Annotated in this window: 10 protein-coding genes; 4 read left to right on the top strand and 6 right to left on the bottom strand. The window is 67.2% G+C overall.

Features of this window, described 5'->3' with window-relative positions:
* The 3 genes from VNJ47_06600 to VNJ47_06590 form a co-directional block, all read left to right on the top strand.
* On the top strand, positions 1 to 655 hold a 655-nt coding region (locus VNJ47_06600; GenBank protein ID HXG28498.1), incomplete at its 5' end, for a fimbria/pilus periplasmic chaperone.
* A gap of 19 nt (positions 656 to 674) precedes the next feature.
* Positions 675 to 2,963 carry a fimbria/pilus outer membrane usher protein gene (locus VNJ47_06595; GenBank protein ID HXG28497.1) on the top strand — a complete coding sequence of 763 codons (2,289 nt, stop codon included), beginning with the start codon at positions 675 to 677 and terminating at the stop codon, positions 2,961 to 2,963.
* Complete coding sequence (locus VNJ47_06590) at positions 2,945 to 3,433, top strand: spore coat U domain-containing protein (GenBank protein ID HXG28496.1); 489 nt, start codon at positions 2,945 to 2,947, stop codon at positions 3,431 to 3,433. Before VNJ47_06595 ends, VNJ47_06590 begins: the two co-directional genes overlap by 19 nt.
* A 141-nt stretch (positions 3,434 to 3,574) precedes the next feature.
* Here the strand turns inward: VNJ47_06590 and VNJ47_06585 are convergent, their stop codons facing one another.
* A complete protein-coding gene (locus VNJ47_06585) occupies positions 3,575 to 4,792 on the bottom strand; it encodes a response regulator (protein HXG28495.1) in 1,218 nt (405 codons plus the stop codon).
* 172 nt (positions 4,793 to 4,964) lie between these two features.
* Between VNJ47_06585 and VNJ47_06580 the strand changes: the two genes are divergently transcribed.
* Positions 4,965 to 6,905 (top strand): N-acyl-D-glutamate deacylase, encoded by a 1,941-nt coding sequence (locus tag VNJ47_06580; GenBank protein HXG28494.1) that lies wholly within the window; start codon positions 4,965 to 4,967, stop codon positions 6,903 to 6,905.
* Positions 6,906 to 6,921: 16 nt separating this feature from the next.
* Here the strand turns inward: VNJ47_06580 and VNJ47_06575 are convergent, their stop codons facing one another.
* The 5 genes from VNJ47_06575 to purE form a co-directional block, all read right to left on the bottom strand.
* The gene (locus tag VNJ47_06575) at positions 6,922 to 7,659 is read right to left on the bottom strand and encodes an alpha/beta hydrolase-fold protein (protein ID HXG28493.1); all 738 of its coding nucleotides are present in this window, start codon (positions 7,657 to 7,659) and stop codon (positions 6,922 to 6,924) included.
* The gene (locus VNJ47_06570; protein ID HXG28492.1) at positions 7,656 to 8,438 is read right to left on the bottom strand and encodes a glutathione S-transferase family protein; all 783 of its coding nucleotides are present in this window, start codon (positions 8,436 to 8,438) and stop codon (positions 7,656 to 7,658) included. Before VNJ47_06570 ends, VNJ47_06575 begins: the two co-directional genes overlap by 4 nt.
* Before the next feature lie 143 nt (positions 8,439 to 8,581).
* On the bottom strand, positions 8,582 to 9,604 hold the full coding sequence (locus VNJ47_06565; GenBank protein HXG28491.1) for a TerC family protein: 1,023 nt from the start codon (positions 9,602 to 9,604) through the stop codon (positions 8,582 to 8,584).
* A 2-nt stretch (positions 9,605 to 9,606) separates the two neighbouring features.
* Positions 9,607 to 10,779, bottom strand: a complete 1,173-nt coding sequence (locus VNJ47_06560; protein HXG28490.1) for a 5-(carboxyamino)imidazole ribonucleotide synthase — start codon at positions 10,777 to 10,779, stop codon at positions 9,607 to 9,609.
* Positions 10,776 to 11,288 (bottom strand): 5-(carboxyamino)imidazole ribonucleotide mutase, encoded by a 513-nt coding sequence (purE, locus tag VNJ47_06555; protein HXG28489.1) that lies wholly within the window; start codon positions 11,286 to 11,288, stop codon positions 10,776 to 10,778. The genes VNJ47_06560 and purE overlap by 4 nt, the downstream gene beginning before the upstream one ends.
* Positions 11,289 to 11,726: the final 438 nt, after the last annotated feature.

Genomic DNA, 11,726 nt, shown 5'->3' with positions numbered 1-11,726 from the left:
GGGTGCCGGCGAGATATCGGTCAATCCCATTCGCATCGAACTTGGTCCAGGCCAGCGCACGGGCACTCTGACCATCACCAACGACGGTGACAAGCCCACGGTGCTCCAAGCCACGGTCAAGCAGTGGAAGCAGGCTGACGGTGGGCATGTCTACGAGCCTGCCCAGGATGTCATCGCCACGCCGGTGCTGTTCCGGGTGGCGCCGCGCAGTCGCCAGCTGGTCCGCGTGGGTTTCACCAAGCCGCCAGCCAGCCCCGCCAGCGAACTCAGTTATCGCGTTTATCTGACCGAAGTGCCGGAAGACAAGCCGGGCGAGAGCCAGGTCCGGTTCCTGCTCCAGCTCGGCGTGCCGATGTTCGTCGCCCCCACCAGCACGCAGGATGGGCTCGACTGGCGGATCAGCCGGGAGGCCGACGGGCGGTTGCGGCTGGCGGCGGAGAACCGTGGCAACCGTCACGTCCGTGTCCAGAGCCTGCGCCTGGAAGACGGCCGCGGCAGCCTGCTCGAGCAGCAGGAACTGATCTACCTGCTGGCCGGCGGCCGGCATGAGTGGCTGCTGAAACCGCAGCGTGCGCCTGAGGACGGCGCGTTGCGTCTCAGGATACAGAGCGGGCGGGGTCCGCTCGAGGTCAATCTCGATCTCGGTACACGCTGACGATGCGGCCGGCGCCGACGTGGACCCCATCGCGTTCATTGTTTCGGGTCTCGAGATCGCCGGCGGGCTGGCCGCCACGCTGCAATCGGTCAGCACGCCGGAATGGTTCCCGCCCGCCTGCGAACAGCCGGCCACGCCCGGTTACGCCCTCGTGGAGGTGCATGACACACCCCGCGTCGAGGCTGCGCCCGGCAGCGCCGTGTTGTGGATAGAGCCGGACGGCACGGTCTGGGCCCGCGAGCAGGATCTCTCGAGCTGGATCCGCGAGCCGCCGATCGGGCCGGCGCGCGAGCGCGCCGGCGCACGCTGGCATGACCTGCGCAGCACCCGCCTGCCCTATCGCTACGACCCCTGCCTGCAGACGCTGTGGATTGCGCCCCCTCGCGACAGCCAGCAGCTGAGCTTCGCCCGTTCCACCACCGGCACGATGCTGCCGGCACGCCCCAGTGCCTTCCTGAATGCGGATTTTTTCAGCGCGCAGACCGGCGGCGCGCGCCGCCAGTACGCCGGCCTGCTCGACCTGGGGTTGGCTAAGGGTTTTGGCTCTTTCCGCTCGGCCTGGAGTGCCGATCGCGACCAGACCCGGCGCCTGGACAGCTTCTTCACCCTCGACGATCCGGAGCGTGTGCACCGGCTGCGCATCGGCGACGGCATCACCCGCAGCCACGGGCTGGGCACTGCGGTGCGTTACGGCGGGCTGCGCTGGGGCACGGATTTCAGCCTGCAGCCGGAGGTGCCGCGCTTCGCCCTGCCGGGGCTCAGCGGCGAGGCCGCCCTGCCCTCCAGCGTCGAGCTGTATGTGGACGGCCAGCTGCGCGACCGGCGCGAGGTGGACCCCGGCCCGTTCGCGATTTCCAATCCGCCGGTGCTGACGGGCAGTGGCGACCTGCAGGTGGTGGTGCGCGACGCGCTGGGCCGCGAGACCGTGTACGTGCAGCCGTTCTATGTCAGCACGCAGACGCTGGCGGACGGCATCGCCGACTACGCGATCGAGATCGGCCGCCTGCGCGAGAACTTCGGCTCGGACGACGACCGTTACGGCGACGGCTTCCTGCTGGGCAACTACCGCTATGGCGCCAGCGACCGGCTCACGGCTGGCGCACGGCTGGAACTGCAGTCCGATGCGCGCCTGCTGGGCGGGACGGCGGTTTATCTCTGGCCCAGGATCGGCCAGTTCAACACCGCGCTCGCGATATCGGACGGCGATGCAGGCAGCGGCGCGCAGTTCGGCCTGGGCTATGAGCGCATCGCACGCGGGCTGAGCCTCGGCCTGCAGGGCAGCTGGAGCGACCCTGAGTACGTCGAACTCGGACGCAGCCCGGGCGCGGTCGCGCGCAGCCTGCGTGCCCAGCTGGGTATGGCCCTGCCGCGGCGTGCAAGCCTGACGCTGGGCTGGGCCGAAGAAATCCGCCGCGACCGCGACAGCCTGGAGCTGACCGCACTGACCTATTCACAGACGCTATTCGGCTGGTACGGCAGCGCGTCCTGGCTGCATTCGCCGCAGGCCGGCGACTCGGCCCTGCTCGGCCTCAGCCGGCCGCTCGCCAACGGCCATACGCTAGCGCTGCAACTGCAGCGCGAGAGCAATGGCGATGTGTTCCTGACCCTGACCTGGCAGCACAGCCCCGGCGGACCGCTGGGCTGGTATTCGTTCCTGTCCGGCAGCGGCGGCGACCGCGAATCCTCCATCGCCTCCGCGGCCTACACCGGCCAGCGCGGCAGCGCCCGGCTGACCACCGCCGAGATCGAAGGGCTGCGCACGACCCAAGCCGAACTGAGCAGCGGCCTGGTCTGGATCGACAGCGACCTGTACTGGACCCGCCCGATCCGCGAGAGCTTTGCCCTCGCGGACGCCAGCGCCCCCGGCGTGCGCATCTACCGCGACAACCAGCTGGTCGGCATCACCGGCGACAGCGGGCGCGTGCTGGTGCCGGACCTCATCACCTACAACACCACGCGCATCAGCCTCGACACCGAGGATCTGCCGCTGGATCGCGGTCTGACGGAAGCCACGCAGGACATCAAGGTCCCGCCCGGCGGCGCGCGGGTCACCCTGGCACGGCCGGCGCTGCCGATCCTGCAATTCAGACTGGTGCTGGAATCCGGCGAGGCCGTCCCCGCCGGCGCGCAGCTCAGCCTCGATGGCCAGCCGCTCGATCTGCCGGTCGGGGTGGACGGGCTGGTGTATCTTGAAACGCCGGCTGAGCGCTTCGCGCTGCAGGCGCAATGGTCCAAGGGACAATGCCGCACGCAAACCATCGACGCGCAGACACCGGCCACGGAGGTCGCATGCCAGTCCCTGCCCTGAACGCGCGCGCGCTCGCCGGCTGGGCCCTGGCCGCAGCGCTGCTCTGTGCCCCGGCCGCGGCCGGCGCGGCCTGCAGCGTGTCCGCCACGGCGGTGAGCTTCGGCAGCTACAACCCGTTGTCGCCGCTCAATACCGATGCCACCGGCACCGTCACCGTCACCTGCAGCGGCCTGCTGAACGTGCTGGTCAGCTACGAGATACTGCTGTCGCGCGGCGGCGCCGGCACGTACACGCCGCGGCGCATGGCCTGCGGCAGCAACACCCTCAACTACAACCTGTACACCGACATCACCCGCACCACGATCTGGGGCGACAATACCGGCGGCAGCTCGCGGGTGACCGGCAGCATCCTGGTGCAGCTGCTGGTGCCAACCTCCAACCTGCACACCGTCTACGGGCGCATCCCGGCGCAGCAGAACGCGGCGGCCGGCACCTATGCCGACAGCATTACGGTAACCGTCAACTACTAAGGAAGCTCTGATTCATTCTTCACCCCGGCGAAAAGCCTGCCCCGGACTCGATCCGGGGCCGGGGTCCAGAGCCTTGAAAGTCACTGGATTCCGGCTTGCGCCGGAATGACGAAGAAATTGATCAGAGGTTCCCCAAGCTGTTCAGAAGCGGAAACTGTCACCTTCGGCCGGGGCGATCACCTGCGTCCGCGAGCCGAGCGACTGCAGCTTGCGGCGCGCGGCTGCGAGCTTGGCGTCGATGTGCTCGTCGCGCTGGTCGGGGTCGTGGTGGTACAGGCACAGGGTTTCCACGCCCGCCTCGTGCGCCAGCGCCGCCACCTCGCTCACCGGCGAATGCCCCCAATGCATCTTGGGCGGGTATTCTTCGTCGCGGTAAGTGGCATCGGCGATCATGAACTTCGCGCCGCGCACGAAGGCCACCAGCCGCCCGTGGAACTCCGCATCGTAGAACTCCGAGTCACGCGGATACAGCTCGTTGTCCGACACGTAGCAGACGCCATGCCCATTACAGTCGATGCGGTAACCCAGGCAATGTCCCGGGTGCTTGAGCAGCAGCGTGTCCACTGCGATGCCGTCCACCTCGTGGCGGCCTTCGGCCAGGTCGCGATAGCGCACGTCGGCCGCGAACTCCTGCATCGTCACCGGGAAATACACCCCGTCCATCTGCGCCGCCAGCATGCGCTCCATGCTGAGCCCGGCATGCGAACAGCCGAGGATCTCGAAGCGGTTGCCCTTCTGGTACAGCGGCACGAAAAACGGCAGCGCGTTGATGTGGTCCCAGTGCGGATGCGAGATGAAGATGCGCCCCACCACCGGCGTGCGCCTCTCCGCCAGCAATGCGTCCGACAGCGCCTTGATGCCGGTGCCGGCGTCGAAGATGAACAGCGTCCGGTTCGGCAGTTCGAGCGTCACGCAGTTGGTGTTGCCGCCGTAGCGCAGGCTGCCCGGGCCGGGCACCGGCAGGGTACCGCGCACGCCCCAGAACTTGAGCGCGAAACGGCTCTCCGCGATCTCGAGGATGCGGTCGATCAGGTGCTCCTTTTCGACCAGCTTGTTGATCACGCCGTTCGCACCCAGCTCCAGGGCGCGCTTGCGGTCGTGCTCGTAAGCCTTGGCCGTGACCATGACGATGCGCAGGTTGCGCAGTTCGGGGTCGTCGCGGATCTGCTTGCACAGCGCCAGACCGTCCAGGCCCGGCATCATGATGTCGAGGATGGCGCAGTCCGGTCTAAAGGCGCGGATGCGCTCCAGCGCGCGGGTGCTGTCGGTCTCGGCATCGACCGCGTGGCCCAGTTCCTGCAACGGATCGCGGATCAGCGAAATGGCGCTTTTGCTGTCGTCGACGATGAAAAAGCGCATGGTCCCGGCCGTCCTTTGGGATTCTTGTACCATCGAGCCTGGCGTCGGGCCGCCACCAGCAATTGCGGGCCGCGACCGTAAAATCATGGTCGCATTTGCTGAATTTTTACGATAGACACCCCTGCGGTATCGGCGTTTAATCGCGCCTATAAACGATGCGGGGGACTGCAACATGAGCGGCGGCTTTCAGCCTTCCATCCTGTTGAAAAACGGGCTGGTTTTCGATGGCACCGGGGCGCCGGGCCGGGTCTGCGATGTCCTGGTCCGCAACGGGCGGATAGCCGCCATTGGACCCGCGCTGTCAGACAAATCCGACAAGGTGATCGACTGCAGCGGGCGCTGGGTGATCCCCGGCATGCTGGACGTGCACACCCACCTTGACCTCGAAGTGGAGCTCGCGCCGGAACTGCCCGAGGTCGTGCGCCATGGCACCACGACAGTGGTCATGAGTAACTGCTCACTCGGCATTGCGTTCGGCAACCAGCGTCGCAACGGCACCGACCCGATCGTGGACTGCTTCGCGCGCGTGGAGAACGTGCCCAAGCACGTGCTGCGCAAGGTCGGCGATGCCGTGGACTGGAGCGACTCCGGCGACTACCTCGAGCACTTCGAGCGACTCAACCTGGGCCCGAACGTCGTGGCGATGATCCCGCACTCGATGCTGCGCATCGAGGTCATGGGCCTGCAGGATTCGGTCTCGCGCCAACCTACGCAGGCCGAACTCGAGCGCATGGAGGCGCTGGTCGAAAAGGGCATGCAGGAGGGCTACGTCGGCTTCTCGACCGATGCCCTGCCTTTCCATTTCCTGGCCAACAAGCCCAACACGCACAAGCAGATCCCGACCCAGTTCGCGCCGTTCCACGAGCTGCGCCGTCTGACCGACGTCGTGCGGCGCTGGGGCCGGGTGTGGCAGGCCACGCCGCCCAAGGACAGCCGCATCGGCACCTTCAGGACTTTCCTGCTGACCAGCGGCCGGTTGTACGGCCGCGCGCTCAAGACCACGGCCGTGGCCGCGCTCGACCTGTACACCAACAAGTCCATCGTGAAGATGGCGCTGACGCTGTCGAAGCTGCTCAACGGCCGGCTGCTGCAGGGCCACTTCCGCCTGCAGGCGCTGGCGGCGCCGTTCAAGGTGTGGAGCGACGGCGTGATCACGCCGCTGGCCGAGGAAGTACCGGAACTGCGCCGGCTCAACGAACTGGACCTGGACGATCGCGCCGGACGCCTGCGGATCCTCAACGATCCCGACTACGTCCGCGCCTTCAGGAAAATGTGGTTCAAGGGCAAGGGCGGATTCAGCCTGGCCAACCTCAAGCGCCTGCTGCGGCTCGAGGACAACGTGCTCAACCGCCGGCTGGACGACATGTTCGTCGAGGACTGCCCGCTCAAGCACTGGAACGGCAAGGAGCTGGAGCGCCCCTATGAACGCCTGATCCTCTGGCAGCTGCTCGACGGGAAGATGGGCGCCATGAACGAGGAGGAGGCGCGCTTCTTCGCCACGTTCCCCAACCCGATCGGGGACGACGCCGAGTTCTTCCTGCACCTGCTGCGCCAGTGGGACACCGGCCTGCGCTGGTACACCACCACCGCCAACCGCGACCCGGACACGGTCAAGCGCCTGCTGTTCAACCCGCTGATCCTGCCGGGCTTCAACGACAGCGGCGCGCACCTGACCAACATGGCGTTTTACGACTGCAACCTGCGTACGCTCAAGCTCGCGCAGGAAGACGGCCTGGACAGGGTCGCCTACGCGGTGCACCGGCTGACGCAGGAACCGGCCGAATTCTTCGGCATCAATGCCGGCGTGCTCAAGATCGGTGCGCAGGCCGATATCGCGGTCATCGATCCCGAAGGGCTGCGCAACTGGGGCGATCCGGAAAGCACGGTGCGCTATGTGTGGCGCGAGCTGTTCGAGCACCACCAGATGGTCAACCGGCCCGAGGGCATCGTGACCCAGGTACTGATCAACGGCCATCTGGCCTGGGACGACGGCCATTACACGGCCGAATACGGCAAGACCCGCATGGGTCGCTGCCTGCGCGCCAAGGAGCATCCGGCCGAACAGGACTGGGTGGCGGGCGAAGCAGAAGAGAACGAACGGCTCGCGGCCTGAAAGGCGCGCGCGAAATCTACTGCACCTCGGCGGCCACCGGCAGGCGGCCGAGCACGAAGTCCAGCTGCTCGGAGAACAGGCGCCCCGGCGCCGGCACATGGCCGCCGGGCAGCTCGTCCCAGCGCACCGGCACCCCGAACTGCTCGAGCAACCCGCGCGCCAGTTGCGCGCCGCGGCGCCGCACCTCGCGTTCTTTCTCGCCAACCGCAAAGGCCACGCGCACCGCACGTTCGGCCAGCTTCTGCGGGCTGCCCTTCTGGCGCCAGGTGCAGCGGCTGCCCATGATCACCGCACCGGCGTAGCGCTCGGGCTGGCGTTGCATCAGCGCCCAAGCCATGTCGCCGCCCATCGAGTGGCCGGCCAGCACCACTCGGCTGCGATCCAGCGGCAGTGCGCCTGCGGCCTCGTCGAGAATGGCACCGATTTCCTCTTCCCACTCCATCACGGTATCGGCCCAGTCCTCGCCGGTTTCGTAGTCGTCGTAATCGCCCTCCCCCGGGGGCAGAATGAAAACGACGTCGGAGCGGTGTTGCTGGCGGAAGAAATTCCGATATTTCCAGCGGTACAGGTCCTGCGCCGAACCGCCTGTGTAGGGCAGTAGCACGATGGGGGCGTAACGATGTTCCGGATCCTCGTGCGGCAGGTAGATCAGCTGGGCGCCGCCCGGCAGCTCGCGTAGCTCCGGCCGGGCGGCCAGCACTTGGCTGCCTACGAGCTGCAGCACGAGCGCCAGCAGCGCTGCGGCGCACCTCATCCGTTGCGATCCTCGGCGGCGACGGAATGGCCGCGGTGCCGGCGATACATCTCCCGCACCCACTCCACGCCCGGATGCCCCGACCAGCGCGCCAGCCAGCGCTCCAGCGCCGCCGGCAGCGGCTGCGGGAAACTCACCGGGTATTCCGGCGGGAATGCCACGGCGGCCAGCACCGTGGCGGCGGTCAGGTCCGCGACGCTGAAGCGATCGCCCACCAGGTAGCCGGACGGCCCGCGGTTCTTGACGACGATGTCCAGCGCCTCCTGGGTGCGCCGCAGGCCCTCGTCGGCGCCGCGGTCGGTGATCATCATGTCCAGCTTCATGATCATCTGCGTCGCGGGGAACGCAGCGCGGTATATCCGGCGTACCAGTGCCGGATAGCCGGTCGAGAGAATGTCGGCGGCATAGCCGCCTGCCAGCAGGAAATCGCGGAAATAGGCGCGGCGCACATGCCCGCCGGCGTCATCGAACCAGGTCTGCAACTCCAGTGCACGCGTGCGCTGGGCCGGGTCGGTGGGGTACAGGGCGGGTTCCGGGAACTGCTGCTCGAGGTAGTCGATGACGTTCGCCGAGCCCTTCACGACCTGTCCGTCCGACACCAGGATCGGAGTGGACTTGTAGCGGAAGCGCGGCAACAGCTGGGCCACGTGCGGCCCCGGCAGGACGGAGCGCCGGACGTGCGGGATGCGCTTGTAGTCCAGTGCCCAGCGCGCCTTTTCCGGGTACATGGCATAGCGGAACTGCCACAGCTCCAGCTGCGGTGCGGCATCGGCAGACATCGACCCCCCTCGAGATTCGTCGGCGCGGTATTTTAGCGCCCTGCCGGCAAGACATGTCGCATTTACATAATATCTTTCTTCATCAATATGTTACGAAATAATCCGGTCCGGCTGGCCCGGCTGGCGGCTGGGTTTCCCCCGGCTCAGTCGTCCCCGGCCCGAGGCCGGGGCTGTGGTCGCCTGGGCGGGAATGGGTAGGCACTGCCGGTGTAGCCACGGGCCGGTACGTACAGGGACAGCAAAATGGTCACGCCCAGAATGCCGGCGGTGACCGACAGCGACCAGAGGACCGGGATCTTGAACAGGTCCACCAGCAGCATCTTGAAGCCGATGAACACCAGGACCAGCGCCAAGCCGTAACTGAGCAGGTGGAAGCGCTCGTGCACCCCCGCCAGCAGGAAATACATTGCGCGCAGCCCCAGGATGGCGAACACATTGGAAGTCAGCACGATGAAGGGATCGGTGGTGATGGCGAAGATCGCGGGGATCGAATCCACGGCAAACACCAGATCCACCACGCCGATCAGCACGATCACGACCGTCAGCGGCGTGGCCATGTGCACACCGTCGACCCTGGTGAAGAACTTCTCGCCGTCGTAATGCGGTGCGATACGCACCCGGCTGCGCAGCCATTTCAGCGCCGGGTTGGCTTCCAGGTCCGGCTCCTTGCCGGCGGCCCACCACATCTTGATGCCGGTGAACACCAGGAATACGCCGAACAGGTAGAGGATCCAGTGGAAACGGGCGATCAGCCATGCCCCGATCAGGATCATCACCGCACGTAACACCAGCGCGCCAAGCACGCCCAGCATCAGCACACGCTTCTGGTATTCCGGCGGTACCGCGAAATAGGTGAACAGCATCAGGAACACGAAAACGTTGTCCACCGCCAGCGCCTTCTCGATCAGGTAGCCGGTGATGAACTCGACCGCCTTGGTACTGGCCAGACTGCGTGCCGCCGGATCGTCGCCCAGACCGCCCAGATACCACCACAGCCAGCCGACGAACAGGAAGGACACCGCCACCCAGATCAGCGACCAGACAGCGGCTTCGCGCATCGAAACCCTGTGCGCACCCTGCCGCTGCATGGCGAAGAAATCCAGCGCCAGCGCCACCAGGACAAACAGCGTGAACAGTGTCCACATCAAGGGCGTGCCGACGCTCATCGTCACGCGGCGACCTCCTCGACCAGACGCAGCAGCCGATCCAGCGTCGGCTCCAGATCCTCGGCCTGCGTGGCGCGCAGGGTCACATGACCCAGTTTGCGCCCGGGCCGGGGCGACTTGCCGTACAGATGCAGATGCGCACCGGGCAGCGCCAGCACCGCTGCGGGCTCCGGTGTGCGGCCGACCAGGTTGACCATCGCGCTGTGATCCACCGCCGCGGTATCCCCCAGCGGCAGGCCTAGGACGGCGCGCAGGTGGTTCTCGAACTGGCTGGTCTGGGCGCCTTCGATGGTCCAATGCCCGCTGTTGTGCACGCGCGGCGCCATCTCGTTGGCCAGCAGCCGTCCGCCGACCTGGAACAGTTCCAGCGCCAGCACGCCGACGTAGTCGAGATGTTCGAGCAGGCGCCGCACGTACGCGCGCGCGAGAGCCTCCAGCGCATCGCCCGGACGACAGCGTGACAGATGCAGAATCCCATCACGATGGCGATTCTCCGCCAGCGGGTAGAAGGCCAACCCACCGGCGTGATCGCGCACGCCCAGCAGCGAGAGCTCGCGGTCGAACGGCACGAAGGCCTCGAGGATCAGGCCCACGCCGCCGAGCGCCGCCCAGGCGGGAGCGAGATCGCGCGGCGCGCGCAGTACGCGCTGACCCTTGCCGTCGTAGCCCAGACTACGCGTCTTGAGTACCGCCGGCAGCCCCAGGCGTGCAACCGCCCGCTCCAGATCCGACAGCGAGTCCACCTGCGCGAATTGCGGCGTCGGGATGTCCAGCTCGTTGAACAGGGTTTTTTCGTGCAGCCGGTCGCGCGCAGCGGCCAGTGCCCTGACGCCCGGGTAGACCGGCACCCGCTCGGCCAGCTGCGCAACACTGCCGACCGGCACGTTTTCGAACTCGTAGGTCACCAGATCGACCTTGCGCGCGAACTGCAGCAGTACCTGAGGATCATCGTAAGCACCGCAGAGGTGCTCGCCCAGGCCGGCCGCGCACGCGTCCGGCGCGGGATCCAGAAACACGAAGCGCAGACCCAGCGGTACGCCGGCCAGCGCCAGCATGCGCGCCAGCTGTCCGCCGCCGAGAACACCCACCGTGCGCGCGTGCTGCAACTGGGGTACGCGCGGCGCGTCACCGGCAGCCGCGGGCCGCGGCAGCCCATTGACAAGCGGGTGACTCATGACGCCTGGCGGGGATCGGGTCGCGACAGTACCGCCTGGGTCTGGCGCCGGCGATATTCGTGCAGGGCCGCGCGCACCGGCGGATATTTGTTACCGAGCATGGCGGCGGCCAGCAGCGCCGCATTGACGGCACCGGCGCGGCCGATCGCCAGCGTGCCCACCGGCACACCTGCGGGCATCTGCGCAATGGACAGCAGCGAATCCATACCATCCAGGGTCTTGGACGGCACCGGCACGCCCAGCACCGGCAGGACGGTTTTCGCGGCCGCCATGCCCGGCAGGTGCGCGGCACCGCCGGCGCCGGCGATGATGATTTCCAGCCCGCGCGCCTCGGCGCTGCCCGCGTATTCGAACAGCAGGTCCGGGGTGCGGTGCGCCGAAACCACCCGCAGCTCGTGCGGGATGCCGAGCTGCTCCAACGTCGCGGCCGTATGCTGCAGCGTGTCCCAGTCGGAGGCCGAGCCCATGATCAGGCCGACGAGCGGCTGCGTGGGGAGAGAGGTCGTCATGGTTGGGGTTTCTCCGGGCGTAAAGCCGAGACATCACCGATCGGCGGGATCCCTGGCGCAGCCGTCCCACAACGCTACCGCAGACGGCCGAACCGACCAGCGCACATGATAGGCCAGCGCATGCCCCAGATAAAGTCGTTGTTATTGATTTCTATTCGATTTTTATCGGTTGCCTCACGCGACACAGATCTGGAGCACCTGCGCTCGGGTTGTCCTTGCCGGCATCGGCGCGCAAGGGCCTGCCCGCCTGGAGAACAGTGTCCGGCTCAAGCAGGTCCGGCAACCCTGCACAGCAGTCGCAAGGGCCCGATGCGCCGGATCTGCTCCAGCTGCACCGGGTCCCGCGCCAGCAGCAGCCCGGCGAAGCCCAGCGCGTTGACGCTGATGCCGGCATGGGCCTCCTGCCTGCGCGGTACCGCCATCATCCAGTCGCGCGTG

The organism is Nevskiales bacterium, assembly GCA_035574475.1.
Taxonomy (GTDB): domain Bacteria; phylum Pseudomonadota; class Gammaproteobacteria; order Nevskiales; family DATLYR01; genus DATLYR01.
The sequence above is the reverse complement of the archived record's forward strand: the minus strand, read 5'-3'. Positions and strand labels throughout refer to the sequence as shown.

What these genes read in the sequence shown, in the direction of transcription:
- VNJ47_06590 (HXG28496.1), top strand. Translation starts at nt 2,945, where the DNA reads ATGCCAGTCCCTGCCCTGAACGCGCGCGCGCTCGCCGGCTGGGCCCTG.
- VNJ47_06585 (HXG28495.1), bottom strand. Translation starts at nt 4,792, where the DNA reads ATGCGCTTTTTCATCGTCGACGACAGCAAAAGCGCCATTTCGCTGATC.
- VNJ47_06580 (HXG28494.1), top strand. Translation starts at nt 4,965, where the DNA reads ATGAGCGGCGGCTTTCAGCCTTCCATCCTGTTGAAAAACGGGCTGGTT.
- VNJ47_06575 (HXG28493.1), bottom strand. Translation starts at nt 7,659, where the DNA reads ATGAGGTGCGCCGCAGCGCTGCTGGCGCTCGTGCTGCAGCTCGTAGGC.
- VNJ47_06570 (HXG28492.1), bottom strand. Translation starts at nt 8,438, where the DNA reads ATGTCTGCCGATGCCGCACCGCAGCTGGAGCTGTGGCAGTTCCGCTAT.
- VNJ47_06565 (HXG28491.1), bottom strand. Translation starts at nt 9,604, where the DNA reads ATGAGCGTCGGCACGCCCTTGATGTGGACACTGTTCACGCTGTTTGTC.
- VNJ47_06560 (HXG28490.1), bottom strand. Translation starts at nt 10,779, where the DNA reads ATGAGTCACCCGCTTGTCAATGGGCTGCCGCGGCCCGCGGCTGCCGGT.
- purE (HXG28489.1), bottom strand. Translation starts at nt 11,288, where the DNA reads ATGACGACCTCTCTCCCCACGCAGCCGCTCGTCGGCCTGATCATGGGC.